At 32.4% G+C, this 20549-nt stretch carries 15 protein-coding genes; 12 read left to right on the top strand and 3 right to left on the bottom strand.

The genetic code is table 11. From position 1 onward, the window contains the following. The first annotated feature begins 165 nt into the window (after positions 1 to 165). The 5 genes from AC3ATN_RS00370 to AC3ATN_RS00350 all read left to right on the top strand — a co-directional run bounded on the left by AC3ATN_RS00370 (position 166) and on the right by AC3ATN_RS00350 (position 7988). Positions 166 to 3423 carry a SusC/RagA family TonB-linked outer membrane protein gene (locus tag AC3ATN_RS00370; protein ID WP_487531202.1) on the top strand — a complete coding sequence of 1086 codons (3258 nt, stop codon included), beginning with the start codon at positions 166 to 168 and terminating at the stop codon, positions 3421 to 3423. Positions 3424 to 3426: 3 nt separating this feature from the next. Continuing rightward, the gene (locus tag AC3ATN_RS00365; RefSeq protein WP_487531201.1) at positions 3427 to 5037 is read left to right on the top strand and encodes a SusD/RagB family nutrient-binding outer membrane lipoprotein; all 1611 of its coding nucleotides are present in this window, start codon (positions 3427 to 3429) and stop codon (positions 5035 to 5037) included. An 8-nt stretch (positions 5038 to 5045) separates the two neighbouring features. Continuing rightward, positions 5046 to 5876, top strand: coding sequence for a hypothetical protein (locus tag AC3ATN_RS00360; protein WP_487531200.1), 831 nt, complete (start codon positions 5046 to 5048; stop codon positions 5874 to 5876). Between the two features lie 86 nt (positions 5877 to 5962). Beyond that, complete coding sequence (rlmB, locus tag AC3ATN_RS00355; RefSeq protein WP_487531199.1) at positions 5963 to 6709, top strand: 23S rRNA (guanosine(2251)-2'-O)-methyltransferase RlmB; 747 nt, start codon at positions 5963 to 5965, stop codon at positions 6707 to 6709. Then, positions 6672 to 7988, top strand: a complete 1317-nt coding sequence (locus AC3ATN_RS00350; RefSeq protein WP_487531198.1) for a replication-associated recombination protein A — start codon at positions 6672 to 6674, stop codon at positions 7986 to 7988. The genes rlmB and AC3ATN_RS00350 overlap by 38 nt, the downstream gene beginning before the upstream one ends. Here AC3ATN_RS00350 and AC3ATN_RS00345 read toward each other — a convergent pair. After that, on the bottom strand, positions 7985 to 9481 hold the full coding sequence (locus tag AC3ATN_RS00345) for a TrkH family potassium uptake protein (protein ID WP_487531197.1): 1497 nt from the start codon (positions 9479 to 9481) through the stop codon (positions 7985 to 7987). The two genes, AC3ATN_RS00350 and AC3ATN_RS00345, sit on opposite strands and share 4 nt — an antisense overlap. A 2-nt stretch (positions 9482 to 9483) precedes the next feature. Then, positions 9484 to 10833 (bottom strand): Trk system potassium transporter TrkA, encoded by a 1350-nt coding sequence (gene trkA, locus AC3ATN_RS00340; protein ID WP_487531196.1) that lies wholly within the window; start codon positions 10831 to 10833, stop codon positions 9484 to 9486. A 180-nt stretch (positions 10834 to 11013) separates the two neighbouring features. Between trkA and porT the strand changes: the two genes are divergently transcribed. Further along, complete coding sequence (gene porT / locus AC3ATN_RS00335; protein ID WP_487531195.1) at positions 11014 to 11748, top strand: type IX secretion/gliding motility protein PorT/SprT; 735 nt, start codon at positions 11014 to 11016, stop codon at positions 11746 to 11748. Here porT and AC3ATN_RS00330 read toward each other — a convergent pair whose 3' ends face one another. Continuing rightward, on the bottom strand, positions 11749 to 12468 hold the full coding sequence (locus AC3ATN_RS00330) for a TrmH family RNA methyltransferase (RefSeq protein ID WP_487531194.1): 720 nt from the start codon (positions 12466 to 12468) through the stop codon (positions 11749 to 11751). 36 nt (positions 12469 to 12504) lie between these two features. Between AC3ATN_RS00330 and tamL the strand changes: the two genes are divergently transcribed. The 6 genes from tamL (at position 12505) to AC3ATN_RS00300 (ending at position 20548) form a co-directional block, all read left to right on the top strand. After that, positions 12505 to 15045, top strand: coding sequence for a translocation and assembly module lipoprotein TamL (gene tamL / locus AC3ATN_RS00325; protein ID WP_487531193.1), 2541 nt, complete (start codon positions 12505 to 12507; stop codon positions 15043 to 15045). A gap of 32 nt (positions 15046 to 15077) precedes the next feature. Then, a complete protein-coding gene (gene fbaA, locus AC3ATN_RS00320) occupies positions 15078 to 16148 on the top strand; it encodes a class II fructose-bisphosphate aldolase (RefSeq protein WP_487531192.1) in 1071 nt (356 codons plus the stop codon). A 12-nt stretch (positions 16149 to 16160) separates the two neighbouring features. Next, a complete protein-coding gene (gene accD, locus AC3ATN_RS00315) occupies positions 16161 to 17018 on the top strand; it encodes an acetyl-CoA carboxylase, carboxyltransferase subunit beta (protein ID WP_487531191.1) in 858 nt (285 codons plus the stop codon). A gap of 79 nt (positions 17019 to 17097) precedes the next feature. Beyond that, positions 17098 to 17367 (top strand): 30S ribosomal protein S15, encoded by a 270-nt coding sequence (rpsO, locus tag AC3ATN_RS00310; RefSeq protein ID WP_487531190.1) that lies wholly within the window; start codon positions 17098 to 17100, stop codon positions 17365 to 17367. A 77-nt stretch (positions 17368 to 17444) separates the two neighbouring features. Next, the gene (locus AC3ATN_RS00305; protein ID WP_487531189.1) at positions 17445 to 19574 is read left to right on the top strand and encodes a polyribonucleotide nucleotidyltransferase; all 2130 of its coding nucleotides are present in this window, start codon (positions 17445 to 17447) and stop codon (positions 19572 to 19574) included. A 110-nt stretch (positions 19575 to 19684) separates the two neighbouring features. Next, the gene (locus tag AC3ATN_RS00300; RefSeq protein ID WP_487531188.1) at positions 19685 to 20548 is read left to right on the top strand and encodes a sigma-70 family RNA polymerase sigma factor; all 864 of its coding nucleotides are present in this window, start codon (positions 19685 to 19687) and stop codon (positions 20546 to 20548) included. The last annotated feature ends 1 nt before the right edge of the window (position 20549 follow it).

Raw genomic sequence — 20549 nt, 5'->3', positions numbered from 1 at the left:
AAGTCAATATATGGTAGGAATTGAATCGAAACACATCCATTTCACATATTAACTAACTGAAAACTAGTTGAAAACATAAATTTTTGGTTTTTCTTAACATTTGACCTATATTTATAGCCACAAATTTTTTTACAAACAAATTATTAATTAATCAAACTTTAAAGTATGAAAAGCTTATTTAAACTGATAATGGTTTCTTTGCTTGTGACGCAAGTTGCGTTTGCACAAAAAACTGTTACCGGTGTGGTCTCAGATGACCAAGGTATGCCGCTCCCAGGAGCTACAGTTCTTGAGCAAGGTACTAGCAACGGTGTTTCAACCGATTTTGATGGTAATTATTCCATTGAAATAGCTGAGGGCAATGTTCTTGAATTTAGTTTTGTTGGATATGAAACTTCAGCAATAACTGTAGGATCTGACGATCAAATTAATGTATCGTTAGCTCAAGGCAATGAATTAGAAGAGGTTATTGTAACTTCTCTTGGTATTAAGCGTGAGAAGCAAGCCTTAGGGTATGCGGTATCGGAAGTTGAGTCAGATCAACTAGAGCAGCGTGCTGAAGGAGATATTGGACGTGTACTGGCTGGTAAAGCATCTGGTGTTCAAATCACCAATGCATCTGGTGTTTCTGGATCTGGAACAAGTATCGTTATTCGTGGATTCAATACGTTTAGCCAGGGTAATCAACCTCTATTTATAGTAGATGGTGTTCCTTTCTCAAGTGACACAAATGCTCAAGGTAGTTTTGTCGATGGAAACAGTGGATCTTCACGTTTCTTAGATATCGATCCGAATAACATTGAGAGTGTTAACGTTTTAAAAGGTCTTGCTGCATCTAACTTATATGGAACTCAAGGTCGTAACGGTGTAATCTTAATTACTACTAAATCAGGAAGTGCTGGTTCAGGAATTAAGAAAACTGAAATAACTGTTAACACATCTTATTTCAATGTTGAATTAGCATCTAAACCAGATTACCAAATGCAATATGGTAACGGTTTTGACCAATCCTTTGGATGGTTCTTCTCTAACTGGGGTCCTAGCTTCGATGAAGGTGGTCCTGCAGGTTGGGGTGGTCAATCCTCTATTAATGGATCCGGAACATGGGATTCTGCGTTGATTGGTCCTAATGCTGGACAAAATGTTACCAAAGGTTATTTAAAACACCCGTATGTAACTCAGAGTTCAGCTACTGGAACATATGATATACTTGAACTTATTGGTTTAAATCAAACATCTGAATACAAATGGCAACCGTACGACAGTGTTGGTGGCTTTTTTCGTACTGGTCACACAGCATCTACCAACATGAACATGCGTGGAGCAAGTGATGATGGATCAGTATCTTATAACATTAACTATGGTAATCTTGAAGACCAAGGATTTACTCCTGAAAATTCTTTAAGAAGAAATACATTGAGTTTTGGTGGTCGTGCTGCTTTAAGTAATGGATTTACAATAAATGGAACATTAAACTACACAAACACAAACTTTAAGTCTCCTCCAGTTGCTGCTGGATATGGATCTAACGTAGGTGGTGAAGGTGCTTCTGTTTTTGCAAATGTATTTTATACTCCACGTTCTGTAGACTTAGTTGGTCTTCCTGACACTAATCCTGTTACACAAGGATCTTTATATTACCGTAATAATAACGGTATACAAAATCCAAAGTGGACTACTAAAAATGCAGCTAACACTCAGTTAGTAGATCGTGTATTTGGTGGTGCTAACATTTCTTACAACCTAAGTGATAACTTGAGTGCATCTTACCGATACGGTCTTGATGTTTACTCTGAGAATAATGTAAACTATGCTAATAAAGGTGGTAAGACAGGTAGTTTAATTAACCAAAATGGTGTATACGAAACTTGGAATAACAGAAAAAGTATAAGTGACCACAATCTATCTATAGCAGGTAGTTATAAATTAGGTCCTCTTGGAATGGACTTCACGGTTGGTTATACGACTCGTGGGGATGTTTTTGATCAAAACGGAACTAGATCAATTGGTCAACAAGTTTACGGAGTGCTTCGTCACTTTAATTATGAACAACAAGATGAATTACAATATTACGAAGCTCGTAATATTAAAGGTTTGTATGGACAAGCTTCATTTGATTACAACCGTTTTGCATACTTAACAGTATCAGCTCGTAAGGATGAAGTATCCAACCTTTCAATAGATAATCGTTCAATCGTATATCCATCTGCAAGTGTTTCATTCCTTCCAACTTCAGCTTTACCATTTCTTAAAAGTGATTTGGTAAACTTGTTAAAAATTCGTGCTAGTTACGGTACATCTGCTAACTTCCCAACTGGATATCCAATTGCTGCAACTTTAAATCTTGACACTCAAGATTTCTTGACTGATGCTGGTGGACAAGTAATTACAAATACTTCTGGATCACTATTAGGTAACCCTAATTTAAAACCAGAAACTATTAGTGAGATCGAATTTGGTCTTGAAGGTAGATTCCTTGATAGTAGATTAAGTGTTGATTTTTCTGTATACAGTAAGTCAACTGAGGACTTAATAATAAGACGTCCACTTGATCCATCTACAGGTTATACTGCAACTCAAACAAATATTGGTGAAATAGAAAATACAGGTGTTGAATTAGACTTAGGTATTGACATCATAAGAGGTGAAACTATAAACTGGAGTACTTTTATTAACTATTCTGCGAATGAATCTATAGTATTAGACCTTGGTCTTGATACAGAGGAAATTGTTTATTCTGGATTTAGTAATCTAGGAAATGTTGCGAAAGTTGGTGAATCTTTAGGTTCAATTGTTGGATCAGCAATTACTAGAACTGATGCAGGAGGTAGACTAGTTAATAACCAAGGTAGTTACGATACTACTTTTGGAACTAACATTATTGGTGATGCCAATCCTAACTTCTTACTTAATATAAGTAATAGTATTTCAGTAGGTAATTTCTCTTTTAACTTTTTAATTAACCATGTAAATGGTGGAGATATTTACTCAATGACTGTAGCAACAATGCTTGGTCGTGGTTTAACAACTGATACGTTAGATCGTGAACTTTCATTTATTTTACCTGGTGTAAATTCTGCAGGAGAAGTAAATACAAAACAGATCAACAACTCAACATTCTACTTTAGTAATGTATTGTATGGTCCAGATGAACTTCAAGTTTATGATGGAAGTGTATGGCGTTTAGGTGAAATTTCACTTACTTATGACATGCCTCAATCAATTATAGATTTAACTCCATTTGGAGGAATAAGCTTTACTGCTTCAGGTTACAACCTTTGGTATAATGCTTATAACACTCCAGAAGGTGTGAACTTTGACCCGAATATCGCGGGAACAGGTGTAGGTAACGGACGTGGATTTGACTATTTGAATGGTCCTAGCGCTAAGAGAGTTGGAGCTAGTTTGAAACTTACTTTTTAAATAATGAAAAACAATATAATCATGAAATCAATGAATAAATTTTACGCAATTTGCCTTGGTGCTATGCTTGTGTTAAGTTCATGTGAGACTGCAGATTTAGATCTTACTGTGAACCCAAATGCATTAGATCCTAGCCAGGCAAGTGCTGACTTTTTCTTGAATGGTATTCAAGAAGATTTTGCTGGATGGGCTCACTCATTCGGTGGTGTTGGTGCCGATTTTTCTCGTATAGAATATATGGGCGGAAGAACCTATGCTAACGTATACTCACCTAACTCGTTCGATGGTCGTTGGGCAGGCGCATATCAAGGTATGCTTGAAGATATAAGACTTATGAACCTTTTAGCAGCCGATCGTCCCTATGCATTAGGTATGGGAGAAGTAGTTGAAGCTTACTTATATTTAACTCTAGTAGATTATTTTGGAGATGTACCCCAAGTTGATGCATTAAGCGCAGCCGAAGGTATATTGAATCCAACTGCATCTGCTGGTGCTGATGTATATGCTCATGCAATTACTAAATTAGATGCTGCAATTGCTCACTTTACTACTGGTGGAGGAGCTCCTGAAAACGACTTCTTTTACGGAGGAGACGGATCTAAATGGATTAAAGCTGCAAATAGTTTGAAGAAAAAGGCGTACTTAAATACAGGGAATACATCTGCATATAATGCTATTACAAATTATATAAAAGATGGTGCAGATGACTTTGCTTTCCAATGGGGAACTAGTCCTGCACAGCCTGACACACGTCATCCATACTACAGAAGTAGTTATACACCTACCGGTGGAGGATCGTATATGTCTAACTGGTACATGGAAACTATGAAAACTGGTATTTTAGGAAATACAGACCCTAGAATTAACTATTACTTCTATCGTCAAGTTGAAGGTGTTCCTGGATTTGATGGATTCGCTTCAGATGAAGAAGTTTTAGAGTGTGGACTTGAAGGTTACTTTAACCCTTACCCAGCAGGAGTAGTATTCTGTTCGCCAGGTGGAGGTTATTGGGGACGTGATCATGGAAATGATAACGGTATCCCACCAGATGGATTCCAGAGAACACTTCATGGTAGCTACCCTGCTGGAGGAAAATATGACGATCGTTCGTATGAATCGCAGAAAAACGGAGCTGGCGCTGGTGGTGCTGGTATAACTCCAATTATGATGTCTTCATGGATGCATTTTATGGATGCTGAAATTGCTGGTGTTGGAACTGCTGCTGGAACTACTGCGGTATTGGCTGGAATAGCTGATTCAATGGCAAAAGTTTCTGGATTTGCAGGTTCACCTGCTATGACTCAGACTGCAATTGATACTTATACTACAGCATTTGCTACAGCTTGGACTGGTGCAAGTACTGCAGAAAAAGGAAACATGTGGGCTAAACAATTTTGGATAGCATTATGGGGTAATGGTACAGATGCATACAATGCATACAGACGTACTGGATTACCAACTGATGTTCAACCAAACATTGAGCCTCAGCCAGGTGCATTTCCAGTATCAATGTGGTATCCAAATAGCTATACTGCTAGAAATTCAAATGCTACTCAAAAAAGTGATTTGACTGGAAAAGTATTTTGGAACACTCAAAGCCCTAACCTTAAATAAAAACACAAATGAAAAAAATAATAACTCTATTTAGTTTATTGTTAATAACAGTTTCTTGTCAAGAACCTGATAATTCAATTAACGATGTACTTGACAACTATGTAACAGGAGCGGTATTGAGAGGATGGAATCCAACAGGGGACTATAACTTCTTTGCACCTTCAACATCTGTATTCACAGTTGAAATCGAAGAGCATGATGAAGAGAATGGTGCTTTAATGCAAGACGTTCAAGTTTATGTTGCACTTAATGGTGCAGGTGAAATTTTACTTAGAACATTAACACCTACAGATTTTGCTGTTGGTCCAAATGGACTTCCTAGATATCAGTTAACTGTTACACTTGCTGAGTCTATTGCTGCTTTAGGTTTAACATCTAGCCAATATACTGGTGGAGATGCTGTGAACATTCGTTTAGCATTAAACCTAACGGATGGTCGTACCTATACTGCAAAAGATGCTGCAAGTTCACTAACAGGATCCTACTTTAAGTCACCTTATGTATATAATATGACGATTAAGTGTATTCCAACTGGTGCTGTAGCTGGTGATTATACCATTAACATGATTGACTCATGGGGTGATGGTTGGAATGGTGCTTCTATAACTGTAACAATTGATGGTGTTTCACAAACCGTAGGTCTTCCTGATGGTGCGACAGGTACACAAACAATTACAGTTCCTGCAAGTGCTTCAACAATGTCATTTGCATACGTAAGCGGTGCATGGGATAGTGAGGTTACCTACGATATTATATTTAATAATGGTGGTGGAAACCAAACTGCAATTGGAGAGACTAATCCTTTACCTGGAGTAAAAGTATTAAGTGTTTGTCCATAATTGACAAATCAAATACTATTTAAAAAAAGGGAGATCAAATGATCTCCCTTTTTTTTTATAAAAATTTAATAGAGTAATTTTGATAGATGGAAGAAAAAATTGAAATATATGGTATTCATTCTATAATTGAGGCGATAGCATCAGGTACTAATATTGAAAAAGTATGGTTATTGAAAGGCAATAAAGGGTCTTTGTTTCAAAGACTAGAGCAATCGATAAGACAAAATAATATATCTCATTCGTATGTTCCAAAAGAAAGGCTAGAACGATTTAAGAATAAAAATCATCAAGGTGCAATTGCTAGAATTTCAAAGATTGAATTTATTGAAATTGAAAAGCTAATTGATAGTGCATTTACAAAAAATAAATTCCCAACTTTCATATTACTTGATGGAATTACAGATTCAAGAAATGTTGGTGCTATTTTAAGATCATGTGCTGCAACTAGTGTAAATGGGTTAATTATTCCTCAAACTGGAAGTGCTCCAATAAACGATACTAGTATAAAAACATCTGCGGGTGGAGCATTTAAAGTTCCAATATCAAGAGTGAATCATCTGAAAGATGCAGTTTATCTTTTAAAATCATATGAAGTACAAGTAATTGGAATAAGCGAAAAGTCAAAAGAAAACTTATTTGATTTAACGTTTAAAAAGGCGTCTGCTATAATAATGGGTTCAGAAGACAAAGGGATTCAGAGTAGTCTTTTAAAAATTTGCGATACTGCTGTTAAGTTACCTATGGATAGAGGAATAGATTCATTAAATGTATCGGTTGCTTGTGGAATTGTTCTTTATGAAAAAAAAAGACAACAATTGGTTTCAAATGAATAATACTCCTTTAGCTGAGAGAATGCGTCCGAAATCCTTAAAGGATTATGTAGGTCAAGATAAATTACTCGGTCCGAAAGGAACTTTAAAAAATATAATAGAAAGTGGACTAATTCCATCAATGATCCTGTGGGGTCCACCGGGTACTGGAAAAACAACTTTAGCAGAGTTACTATCAAAGATTCAAGAAAGACCTTTTTATCAAATTTCTGCAATCAATGCAGGGGTCAAGGATATTAGAGATATCATTGAAAAATCCAAAAACAGAGGAGGTTTGTTCACAAAAAAAAATCCAATACTTTTCATTGATGAAATACATAGGTTTAGTAAATCACAACAGGATGCGCTTCTGGGTGCTGTAGAAAAAGGAATTATAACTTTAATAGGAGCAACTACCGAAAATCCAAGCTTTGAGGTTATAAATGCTTTATTATCTAGGTGTCAGGTTTTTATATTGGAACCCCTACCTGTGAAGGCTCTTCGCGAAATTATTAAAAGAACATTATCACAAGACATATTTCTATCAAAAAAAAATATTATAATTTCTGAAGATGATGCTATTATTCGGCTTTCCGGAGGAGATGCAAGAAAGCTATTGTCAGTTTTAGAATTAGTTATAAGTGTAGTGGGCACTAATTCTGACAATATTGATCTTACAAATGAAAAAGTAATGGATGTTGTTAAATCAAATATGTTAATGTTTGACAAGGGAGGAGACCTACATTACGACATAATATCTGCATTTATAAAATCCATAAGAGGTAGTGATCCAAATGCAGCAATATATTGGTTGGCTAGAATGATTGAATCTGGAGAAGATATAAAATTTATTGGAAGAAGATTGCTTATTCTTGCATCTGAAGATATCGGAAATGCGAATCCTAATGCATTATTAATTGCTAAATCAACTTTTGATTCAATTAATATTATAGGTCTTCCAGAGGCAAGAATAATAATTAGTCAGTGTGTTATATATCTTGCTAGCTCAGTAAAAAGCAATAGTAGCTATAAAGCAATTAATAAAGCTCAAGAGGTTGTTAAAAAAACAGGGGATCTTCCTGTCCCTCTTCATTTAAGAAATGCTCCCACAGCCCTTTTAAAAGATTTAAAATATGGTAAGGACTATAGTTATAATCACGACCACTCTAATAATTTTATATATCAGGAATACTTACCAAAAGAAATACAAAATACAAGCTTTTATATTCCTGGGAAAAACCCAAAAGAGTCAACACTACGTAGTTATTTAAAAAGTCTTTGGAAAGATAAATACAACTATTAACGACTTCTCCAGAAGAATGGCGTAAACAAAATTAATACGGTAAATAATTCTAATCTTCCTAACAACATTAAAAATGAAGCCCACCATTTACCAATATCAGGTAGGAGAGCATAGTTAGAAGATGGTCCAAAATCTCCAATTGCTGGACCTACGTTACCCAGACTAGCGGCTGACACTCCAAAAGCAGATTCATAATTTAACCCCAGTGCACTAAAAACCAAAGCACCTAATGCAAAAGTTAGCGTATATAGAATAAAAAAACCTGAGATATTGTATATAATATTTTGATCTACTATTGATCCATTAAAGCGAGATCTCACAATTGCACTTGGATGTAGAGATTTTTTAAATTCTAAAAATCCACTTTTAATCATTAATAAATGTCTAACGATTTTTATCCCTCCAGAAGTTGAACCTGCTGATCCACCAACAAACATAAGTCCAAAGAAAAACATTGTTAAAAAGGGAGTCCAGCCAGCAAAATCTCCAGAAACAAATCCTGTTGTAGTTATAACGGCAACAACTTGAAAAAGAGAATGTCTAATAGTACTTTCCAATTTACCAAAAACTTGAGGATGTTCAAAATTTGATTTTGACAAGTCTACATTGTTAAACACAACAAAAGCTACAATAATAACTGAAATTAAAGTAAAAGTAAAATACGTTTTAAATTCTTCATTCTTTAATATTTTTTGAATTTTTCCAGTAAAAGCAAAATAACTTAAAACAAAATTTGTACCAGAAATAAACATAAAAAATATTATTATATATTGAATCAATGGATTATAGTTCCAATATGCTATACTAGCATTTTTAGTAGAAAAGCCTCCAGTTGCAATTGTACTCATGGAGTTATTAATAGCATCAAAAAAGCTCATTCCAGCTATATTCAATAATAATGTTTCAGTTAAGGTAAGTCCTACATATATATACCATAGTCTTTTAGCTGTATCTGTTATTCTTGGATGCAGTTTATCTCCAGTAGGGCCTGGAGCTTCAGCACTAAAGAGTTGCATACCTCCTACACCCAATAGAGGCAATATAGCTATTGTCAAAACAATTATTCCCATACCTCCTATCCAATGAGTGGTACTCCTCCAAAAAATTATACTCTTAGGTAGGTCTTCAATGTCATTAAGAATTGTAGAACCTGTGGTAGTGTAACCAGAAGTTGTTTCAAAAAAGGCAAAGGAAATTTCAGGAATTGTTTCCGTTAATAAATAAGGCAACATTCCTGAAAAAATCATCAAGACCCAACCTAAAGTAACTATTATATAGCCCTCTCTTTTTTGGATGTGTTTTTCATGATTTTTAGTAATGAACATTATTATTAATCCAAAAATAAAAACACTAGATCCAGCTGAAAAAATTTGTAGGGTAACTCCATCTTTAAAAATCAAACTTACCAAAGCAGATAAAAACATAAATCCTCCATTAAAAAGAAGTAAAACTCCCATTAAATAGATAATTATTTTATAATTAATTCTATTCATTGTTAAGAAAATAAACTTTCTACTTTTTTTATTGAACGATGCAAGCAACATACTAAAACTCTGTCCCCTGATTCTATTACATAATCTCCCAGCACAATTTTACCTTCTCCAGACTTTATTACTCCACCAATAGTTGCAGTTCTAGGGAAATCCAAATATTTTATTTTAAATCCTGTCACCTTGGATCCTGGTTTTACGATGAACTCAAGTATTTCAGCATTAAAATTATTAAGAGTAGTCATGTCAACAACTTCTCCTTTTCTTATGTACCTAAAAATTGTATTTGCTGTTAAAAGTTTTTTATTAATTAGTGTATCGATGCCAATTGATTGAGATAGGGAAAAATAGTCCATGTTTTCAACTAAAGCTATGGTCTTTGAAACATTTTTAGAAGTTGCCATTAAACATGACATGATATTTGTTTCTGAATTTTCAGTAACAGCAATAAAAGCATCCATTTCTTCGATAGACTCCTCATTAAGAAGTTCTACACTTCTTCCATCTCCATGAATCACGAGAGTTTCAGGGTGTGATTCGGCAATATCAAATGCTTTATTTTTTTCTTGTTCAACTAAAGTTACTTTAAATTTATTGTCACACAGAGCACTTGCAGTACCTCTACCTATTTTACCACCCCCTAGTATCATTACTTTTTTTATGGATTTCTTCTCTTTTCCAGTTAGCTTATATAACTCTTCTACTCCTTCTTTCAATGTTATAAAAAAAGCAGTATCGCCAGCCTCGAACATAGTATCTCCTCTTGGAATCATTGTTTGCTGAGTTCCTTTTCTTTTTAATGCAATAGGCATAAAATGTAAGTCAGGAAAAATATTTGCAGAATCTTTTACTGATTTTCCTACAAAAAGTGCATCGTCGCCAAGATTTGTCCCTATTAAGGTTAGTTCTCCATTTTCAAATTCATAGCTATTACTGAATGCGGATTGATCTAATAACTGCATAATCTCCTCTGCAGCTAGAGCTTCGGGAGAAATTAGCACGTCAACTCCTAATGTTTCAAAATTTATAGTATCATTTTTTTTTAAAAACTCTAAAGTTGAAATTCTAGCGATTGTTTTTTTACAACCCAATTGTTTTGACAGAGCGGCTACAATAATATTTGTTGTTTCTTCTGAAGTTACAGCTATAAATAAATCAGATTCACCAACCTGAGCTTCCTGAAGCACTTTTATAGACACACAACTACCTCTGATTGTTCTGATGTCAAGATGGCTTTCAGCATAGTGTAATCTATCTTTATCGACATCTAAAAGTGTTATATCTTGAGACTCAAAAGAGAGTAATTTAGCAAGATGAAATCCAACCTCTCCAGCACCAGCAATAACTATTTTCATATTTTTGTAGCCAAAACTATTTTACAAATATACTAATTCAAATAGTTAGTTATTAAATTATGATGAAAATGAAATCAAAAAAGCTAAATTTTAAAATCAAATTACATTTTCAACAATATTTTAGTGATTAATAGGTTTAATACTTTTGAAGTCTTAATTGAGATACATTTTTAAATAAATTTGAATATAAACTACAAAACATACAGTTTTTTAATATTATCATTATTAATATTTGAGGTTAAAGCTCAATATCCTACTCTAAGAGAGAGGATAATCAATCTTCCAAATTTTGATGAAAAATTACTTCATTATGGTTATTATGTTGGGGTTAATTCATACGACTATAAATTCGAATACATTAAAGATTATTATCGGATCAATAATTATCCTGATATTCAAGTAGAATCAATGACTGGGTTTAATGTAGGACTGATCGGAGATCTTAGAATAAATAAGTTTTTTAATTTAAGAATAGAGCCAGGTTTAATTTATGCTCAGCGCAATTTAAGGTATCCAGGTCTGCCAAGTTTTACATCTGAAAATGATCAATTAAGAGAAGTGAAATCTACTTATATTCATATTCCATTACTCATAAAGATGAGTGCAAAAAGAATAAATAATTTTAAGCCCTACATAACTTTTGGTGTTTCTGCTGATTACAACTTATCTAGTAATTCAAAAAATACTGACGACAATTCGAGTAATGTTTTCAGAACAGTTCCCAAAAGCTTCAACTATGAGTTGGGTTTGGGGTTTGATTTTTATTTATATTATTTTAAATTTTCTCCATCAATTAGAGGGATTTTCTCAATGGAGAATGAACTAATAAAAGATAATGATTTAACAAGTCCATGGACTGGAAATTTGAAAAATATGTTTACAAGAGGGTTTATAATAAATCTTACATTTGAATAATTAAGAAATCTGTCTAAATCTCTCTCCCAAAATAACAGCAACAGAGGAAGCGACATTTAGGCTATCAATCTTTAAATTATTTTTGGGAATTGTGATAAGAGTATCAATTGTCTTATTCACCTCGGAAGAAATACCATTAGATTCATTACCAAAAACAAAAATTGATTTTGTTTTAAAGTTCAAATCATAGATTGAACTTCCTTTTAAATGTGCCCCATATATATTGAGTTTTGATGATTTTAAAAATAATGGTAATTCTAAATAATGACATCTTACTCTTGAAATAGAACCCATTGAAGATTGAACAACTTTTGGATTAAAACAATCAACGGAATTTTTACTACAAAATACATCTTTAATTCCGTACCAATCACATGTTCTTAGTATTGTTCCAAAATTCCCAGGATCAGAAATTGAATCTAAAACTATAGTTGTATTTGATTTATTACTATTGGTATTTTTATATTGAGGTCTGTTAAAAACTCCAAGATAATTACTTGCATTCTTTAAATGAGTTAATTTTTGCATTTCATTTTTAAGAATTACACTAGCGGGCAAAATTGAATTATTTTCTGTAGTAAATAAAAAAGAGAAAGAGAAGTTTTCTTCAACTAATTCGTTGACTATTTTTTCACCCTCTGCAACAAAAAGATCTGACCTTTGTCTAAATTTCTTTTTCTTTAGGTTTTGTATTTGATTAATAAGACTTTTCGTAACCATTCAAAAAATGTATTTTTGATTATAAATTTAATGCAATTGAACTATATAGTGCCAAAACTACATAACATACTTTTTATTTTAGTATTATTTACAGGTTGTGGTAGTGAAAAGTTATTAAAAAGAGATTCTAATCTTTTGTTTGAAAACAGACTATTTATTTATGATGAAGAAGAATCTAGTGAAACTGTTAATCAATTAATTTCACCAAAACCAAACACCTATTTTTTAGGAATTCCTCTTAAACTTCAATTATATAAATTATCGAAAGAATTTCCAGATATGGAGTTTAAAAATTGGCTAAATAAAAAACCTAAAAGAAAGAAAAGATTGAGTTCGTTTTTATCTCCTAAGCAATTATTTCAGCTAGAAAAATATTTTATAGGATTAAATACTTGGATGAAAAATAATGGGGAAAAGCCAAGCCTGGTTGATAGTATGTTAATTACGGAAAATGTAAAAAGACTCAATCAATTCTATAAAAACAAAGGATATTTTGATGTAGAAACAAATTTTGAAATAAATGATTTAAAAACAAAAAATAAAGAAATAAAATACAAAGTTGAACCCAAGGAAGTTTATATTATTGAAGACTATATTGATAAAATAAAATCTAATGAATTGAAAGATTTGTTTTTAAATAATTTAAATAAAAGCTATCTAAAGTCTGGAAATCCATTTAATATTGAAAAAGTTGAAAAAGAAAGAAACAGATTAATAAAATTATATAGAAACAATGGAGTTTACAATCTTCAGCAAAACAGTGTTCAATTCACTGCTAAAATTGATAGTACTGGGCAAGATAAAATGATTAATATTATTATAGAGATCGATCCAATTCGGAAAAGAATTAATGATACTTTACAAGATATAGTTTACAGAAAACATACCATTGATTCCATATATATTTATATAGAATCTTTAGATAATACTAATTTAAATTATGATTTTAAATCCTTTTATAAAGGGTTTAAAATTAATTCAAAAGAAAAATTAAAATATAAAAATAAATCAATCACTGATCCTATTTTCATAAACAGCGGAGAGCTATACAGCGATAATGATAGAGAAAACACCTATCGATATTTCAATTCTTTGAGAAATTTTAAATATCCTAGCATAACATACGAGGCAAATTCAGACACCACACTAATTGCTTCTATTTTTTTGACTCCCAAAGAGAGATTTTCATTAGGGATAGATTTTGATATTTCTCATTCAAATATTCAAAATTTGGGAATGGGCTTAGGAATTAATACAGGTATAAGAAATATTTTTAAAGGAACCGAAATATTAGACTTTAGAATTAAAAGTACTCTCGGAGCTTCAAGAAATTCTGCTATTGAAAATGATCGATTTTTTAATCTATTCGAGCTTGGAGCAGATATTAAAATAAAATTTCCAAAAATTATTTCTCCCTTACCAATATCTTTTGAGAAGTTTATCCCTAGAGAAATGGATCCTAATACTCAAATAACTTTTGGAACAACTCTTCAAGAAAACATAGGATTAGACAAACAATATTTTGGAAGCAGTTATGATTACAAATGGAGTCCAAAAAAAACACAAAATATAAGTTTTAAACTTATTGATTTAGAGTTTGTTAACAATAAAAATATTGAGAATTATTTTAATGTTTATAAAAATTCATACGATAGGCTAAATGAAATAGCAATAAATACTGTTAATACCAGTCAATTTATGAATAGTGATGGAAATCTAACTATTCCTGATGGGGCAGATTCTTTTATTGAAAAAATTCAGAGTGGGGGTTTACAACTTAATAATCAATCTGATCTAGATAGAGTTAACAGCATAAGTGAAAGAAAACAACGTCTTACCACAAATAATTTAATTTTGGGTTCTTCGTTGAGCTTGAATATAAATAGTCAAAAAAGCATAATAGATGAAGATTTTTATCAATTAAAATGGAAAATTGAATGGGTTGGAAATTTCTTAAATAGAATATTAGAATTCTCTTCTGAAAAAAATGATGAAGGAAAATATACTATTAACGGAGTATCACCATCTCAATATGTAAAAACTGAGATAGATTATATTAAACATTTTCAAACTGGAAGAGATCGAATTTTGGCATTTAGATTTTTTGGAGGAATAGCTTTGCCAACTGGAAACTCAACAAATATACCTTTTTCTAGATCCTACTTTGCAGGAGGGGCAAACGACAATAGGGCATGGAAAGCATATAAACTTGGGCCTGGAACTAATAACAACAGGAATGAATTTAATGAAGCAAACTTAAAAATATCAACTAATTTAGAATATAGATTTCCATTACTAGGACCATTAAAAGGAGCATTATTTATAGATGCTGGAAATATTTGGAATATAGCTGATAATATAAAAGATCCAGAAGCTACTTTTGATAATCTATCCGACTTAAGTGAAATTGCAGTAGGTTCTGGTTTTGGAATAAGATACGATCTTGATTTTTTTATTTTTAGATTTGATACCGCATTTAAAACTTATAATCCTTCTCTTGATAAACAAAATAGATGGCTAAGCCAGTTTTCATTAAAACAGGCAGTATTTAATATTGGTATTAACTACCCTTTCTAATTTAAATTTATAATTTTACTAAAAATATATTTATGAACTTATCCTTCCCTCCTGGTGTTATTACTGGAAAAAATGTCCAAGAAGTTTTTAAATTTGCTAAAACAAAAAACTTTGCCATTCCAGCAGTAAATGTTATTGGATCAAATTCAATAAATACAGTTTTAGAAACAGCATCAGAATTAAATAGTCCAATTATAATTCAATTTTCTAATGGAGGTGCTTGTTTTAATGCAGGTAAAAGTCTTTCAAATATAGATCAAAAAGCTGCAATTGCAGGATCAGTTGCAGGTGCAAAACATATACATGAGTTAGCTAAATTATATGGAGCTTATGTTATTCTTCATACTGATCATTGTTCAAAAAAACTTTTACCCTGGATTGATGGTCTTCTTGATGCAAGCGAAGATTATTACAAACATAATGGGTGCTCTCTTTTTAGCTCTCACATGATAGATTTATCTGAAGAACCAATAGAAGAAAATATAAAAATATGCAAATCTTATCTCAAAAGAATGAAACCTTTGGGCATGACTCTTGAAATAGAATTAGGAATTACTGGGGGAGAAGAAGATGGAGTTGATAATAGTGAAGTTGATGTATCTAAACTCTACACACAACCTGAAGAAGTTTCATATGCGTTTGAAGAATTAAGAAAAGTAAGTTCTCAATTTACAATAGCAGCAGCTTTTGGAAATGTTCATGGGGTTTATAAACCTGGAAATGTTAAATTAACTCCAACAATTTTAAAAAAATCGCAAGAATACATTTCAAAAAAATATAATCTTCCTGAAAATACTGTTGACTTTGTTTTTCACGGAGGGTCTGGTTCTTCTTCAGGACAAATTAAAGAATCTATTGGTTATGGTGTAATTAAAATGAATATAGATACTGATTTGCAGTTTGCTTTTACTGAGGGAATTAGAGATTATATGACTGAAAATATAGAATATATTCGTTCGCAAATAGGAAATCCCGATGGAGCAGATGAGCCAAATAAAAAATATTATGATCCAAGAAAATGGCTGAGGTTAGGAGAAGAAACATTACGAGTTAGGTTAGAGAAAGCTTTTGAAGATTTAAATAATGTTAATACATTAGATTAATTATAAATTATTATGAGTTGGTTTAAAAGAAGTGAAAAAGGAATTCTTACCAAAACTGAGGAAAAAAAAGATATTCCAAAAGGTTTATGGTATAAAACCCCATCAGGTAAAATCGTTGAAACTCAGCAATTAGCTGAAAACTTTTATGTAAGTCCTGAAGACGATTACCATGTTCATATTGGAAGTAAAGAGTATTTTGAAATTATTTTTGATGAAAATGAATTCACAGAACTAGATAAAAACCTAAAACCAAAAGATTTTTTAAATTTTATAGATAATAAAAAATATAAAGATCGAATAAAAGATGTTCAGAAAAAAACTAATCTTAATGATGCTATTAGAACTGCTGTAGGATTATCAAAAGGTAAAGAGCTGGTAGTTTCATGCATGGATTTTGCTTTTATCGGTGGGTCAATGGGTTCTGTTGTTGGTGAAAAAATTGCTAGGGCTACTGATTATTGTATAGAAAACTCACTTCCCTTGCTAATAATTTCTAAATCTGGTGGAGCTAGAATGATGGAATCCGCAACCTCTTTAATGCAAATGGCAAAAACATCCGCAAAATTAGCACACTTGGCTGAAGCTAAATTACCTTTCATTTCATTGTGTACAGATCCAACTACCGGAGGAACTACAGCTTCTTTTGCAATGTTGGGTGATATAAATATAGCTGAACCCAAAGCCCTAATTGCATTTGCTGGACCAAGAGTTGTTAAAGATACGACAGGTAAGGACCTTCCGGATGGATTTCAAACAAGTGAATTCCTTAAAGAAAAAGGTTTTTTAGACTTCATAGTTCACAGAAGTAACATAAAAAACGAAGTAAATAAATATATAGATCTAATTCTTAATCAAAAAATTAGAGAATAATTTTAAATTCTTAATTTTAAAATATTTATATTCGCAAACTGCTTTAAGCATACATAAAAATCATTTAAATAATATTGGCATGTATTTAACAAAAGAAATAAAAGAAGAGATTTTCAATAAATATGGAAAATCTAAATCCAATACTGGGTCAACAGAGGGACAAATTGCCCTTTTCTCACACAGAATAAACCATTTATCGAATCATTTAAAAAATAATAGAAAAGATTTTAATACCGAGAGATCATTAGTTGGTTTAGTAGGTAAAAGAAGAAATCTTTTAGATTATTTAAAATCAAAAGATATTGAAAAATATCGTTCTTTAATAAAAGAGTTAGGAATACGAAAATAAATCCAAAATTAAATGGGTTTTCACCTTAGTTTTTCATTGGTTGCATAACACACAACACTTAATTAAAACCTTGAAAAATGAAACCAAAAATATATAAAGAAGAAGTTAAACTTCCAGACGGACGTATAATATCAATAGAGACCGGTAAGTTAGCAAAACAAGCTCATGGCTCAGTTGTTGTTCAAATGGGTAAAGCTATGTTGTTATGTACAGTTGTATCTAACTACAAACAATCAGATGTAGATTTTTTACCACTAACAGTTGATTACCGTGAAAAATTTGCAGCAGCTGGACGTTATCCTGGTGGTTTTTTTAAAAGAGAAGCTAGACCAAGTGATGGTGAAGTTTTAACAATGCGATTAGTCGACCGAGTATTACGCCCACTATTTCCCAAAGATTATCATGCAGAAACTCAAGTAATGATTCAACTTATGTCTCACGATGATGAAGTTATGCCTGATGCGTTAGCGGGGTTAGCTGCTTCTGCAGCAATTCAATTAAGTGATTTCCCTTTTGAATGTGCAATATCTGAAGCTCGAGTAGCCAGAGTAAATGGTGACTTTATCATTAACCCGTCTCGTGCCCAATTAGCAGATTCTGATCTTGATATGATGATTGGAGCTTCTGCTGATTCAGTTATGATGGTAGAAGGAGAAATGAAAGAAATTTCTGAAGAAGAAATGGCTGATGCTATAAAATTTGCTCACGAGGCTATTAAGGTACAAGTTGATGCTCAATTACGTTTAGCTGAAGCTTTTGGAAGAAAAGAAGTTCGTGAATACGATAGTGCTGAGACAAATGAAGATTTAGAAAAACGCATTCATGAGATGGCTTATGAAAAATGTTATGCAATTGCTAAAAAGGGGACTTCTAAATCAGAACGAAGTACTGCATTTGCAGAAATTAAAGAGGAGGTTAAATCTTCATTTTCTGATGAAGAAATTGATGAATTTGGACACTTAATTGGAGGATATTACAGAAAAACTGAAAAAGAAGCTATTCGTGAATTAACATTAAGCGAAGGAGTTCGTTTGGATGGTCGTAAAACAGATGAAATTAGACCCATTTGGTGTGAAGTAGACTACTTACCTTCTACTCATGGATCTGCAATCTTTACAAGAGGAGAAACTCAAGCTTTAGCAACAGTGACTCTGGGAACATCAAGAGATTCAAATAAAATTGATATGCCTTCTTATGAAGGTGAGGAAAATTTCTATTTACATTATAACTTCCCACCTTTTTGTACTGGTGAAGCCCGTCCTTTAAGAGGAACATCTCGTAGAGAAGTTGGTCATGGAAATTTAGCTCAAAGAGGTTTAAAAGGAATGATTCCTGATGATTGTCCTTATACCGTTAGGGTTGTTAGTGAAGTTTTAGAATCAAACGGTTCGTCCTCGATGGCAACTGTTTGTTCAGGGACAATGGCATTAATGGATGCAGGTGTTCAAATTAAAAGACCTGTTTCTGGTATTGCAATGGGACTAATTTCAGATGGAGATAGATATGCTGTTTTAAGTGATATATTAGGTGATGAAGATCATCTAGGTGATATGGATTTTAAAGTTACTGGAACATCGGATGGTATTACTGCATGCCAGATGGATATTAAAATTAAAGGACTTCCATACGAGATATTAGTGAAAGCATTAAAGCAAGCTAAAGATGGAAGGCTCCATATTATAAATAAAATTACTGAAACGATTGAAAAACCTAATATTGATGTTAAATCACATTCACCTAAAATGGTCACTAGAAGAATACCTAACGAATATATAGGTCCTTTTATTGGGCCAGGAGGTAAAGTTATTCAGGAACTTCAAAAAGTGACAGGCTGTACAATAGTTATTAATGAAGATCCTGAAACTGAAGAAGGAATTGTTGAAATTCTTGGAACTAATCAAGAAGGAATTGAATCTGTATTAACTAAAATAGATTCTTTACTATTCAAACCAGTTAAAGGAGATACTTATTCAGTTAAGGTTATTAAGATTTTAGATTTTGGAGCTGTTGTTGAGTATAATGATGCCCCTGGAAATGAGGTTTTACTTCATGTAAGTGAAATTGCGTGGGAAAGGACTGAAAATGTAGGTGATGTTCTGAAACTTGGTGATATTTTAGAAGTCAAATATTTTGGAGTTGACCCTCGAACAAGAAAAGAGAAAGTTTCAAGAAAAGCGCTATTAGATCGACCTCAAAGAAAAGAGTAAAATCTTTTTAACTTGTTTATTCAAAAAATCTCCATTTTATGGAGATTTTTTTTGTTTAATGAAACCTTTATATGATTATTACGTATAAAAAGTATAACATAAATTATAATATGAGACAATTAAAAATAACAAAGCAAGTCACCAATAGAGAAACCGCTTCTTTAGATAAATATCTTCAAGAAATTGGCAAAGTAGATCTAATAACTGCCGAAGAAGAAGTTGAATTAGCCCAAAGAATAAAAGCTGGTGATCAACTTGCCTTGGAAAAACTTACAAAAGCTAATTTACGTTTTGTTGTCTCAGTAGCAAAACAATATCAAAATCAAGGATTGACCCTTCCAGATCTTATAAATGAGGGTAATCTAGGATTAATAAAAGCCGCTCAAAGATTTGATGAAACTCGAGGTTTTAAATTTATTTCTTATGCTGTTTGGTGGATACGTCAGTCAATTCTTCAGGCTCTTGCTGAACAATCAAGGATAGTAAGATTACCCTTAAATAAAATTGGTTCAATTAATAAAATTAATAAAACTTATGCATTCTTAGAGCAGGCCCACGAACGCCAACCTTCTCCGGAAGAGATTGCGAAGGAACTTGATATGACTATAAATGATGTTAAGGAATCATTAAAAAACTCAGGGCGTCATGTTTCTATGGATGCTCCTTTGGTAGAAGGTGAGGATTCTAACTTATATGACGTTCTAAATATTGGAGAGTCTCCCAACCCAGACAGAGCTCTTCTTCATGAATCATTACGTACAGAAATTGAGCGTGCTCTTGAAACATTAACACCTAGAGAAGCAGATGTGGTTAGATTGTACTTTGGCCTAGGGAATCAACACGCTATGACATTAGAAGAGATAGGTGAAACTTTTGATTTAACCAGAGAAAGAGTAAGACAAATTAAAGAAAAAGCTATAAGACGTCTCAAACACACTTCAAGAAGTAAAATTTTAAAAACTTATCTTGGATAAA

It is taken from the genome of Candidatus Marivariicella sp., assembly GCF_983056325.1.
The sequence above is the reverse complement of the archived record's forward strand: the minus strand, read 5'-3'. Positions and strand labels throughout refer to the sequence as shown.

Coding starts and splice junctions, on each gene's coding strand:
- AC3ATN_RS00370 (WP_487531202.1), top strand. CDS start 166: ATGAAAAGCTTATTTAAACTGATAATGGTTTCTTTGCTTGTGACGCAA.
- AC3ATN_RS00365 (WP_487531201.1), top strand. CDS start 3,427: ATGAAAAACAATATAATCATGAAATCAATGAATAAATTTTACGCAATT.
- AC3ATN_RS00360 (WP_487531200.1), top strand. CDS start 5,046: ATGAAAAAAATAATAACTCTATTTAGTTTATTGTTAATAACAGTTTCT.
- rlmB (WP_487531199.1), top strand. CDS start 5,963: ATGGAAGAAAAAATTGAAATATATGGTATTCATTCTATAATTGAGGCG.
- AC3ATN_RS00350 (WP_487531198.1), top strand. CDS start 6,672: ATGAAAAAAAAAGACAACAATTGGTTTCAAATGAATAATACTCCTTTA.
- AC3ATN_RS00345 (WP_487531197.1), bottom strand. CDS start 9,481: ATGAATAGAATTAATTATAAAATAATTATCTATTTAATGGGAGTTTTA.
- trkA (WP_487531196.1), bottom strand. CDS start 10,833: ATGAAAATAGTTATTGCTGGTGCTGGAGAGGTTGGATTTCATCTTGCT.
- AC3ATN_RS00330 (WP_487531194.1), bottom strand. CDS start 12,468: ATGGTTACGAAAAGTCTTATTAATCAAATACAAAACCTAAAGAAAAAG.
- fbaA (WP_487531192.1), top strand. CDS start 15,078: ATGAACTTATCCTTCCCTCCTGGTGTTATTACTGGAAAAAATGTCCAA.
- accD (WP_487531191.1), top strand. CDS start 16,161: ATGAGTTGGTTTAAAAGAAGTGAAAAAGGAATTCTTACCAAAACTGAG.
- rpsO (WP_487531190.1), top strand. CDS start 17,098: ATGTATTTAACAAAAGAAATAAAAGAAGAGATTTTCAATAAATATGGA.
- AC3ATN_RS00305 (WP_487531189.1), top strand. CDS start 17,445: ATGAAACCAAAAATATATAAAGAAGAAGTTAAACTTCCAGACGGACGT.
- AC3ATN_RS00300 (WP_487531188.1), top strand. CDS start 19,685: ATGAGACAATTAAAAATAACAAAGCAAGTCACCAATAGAGAAACCGCT.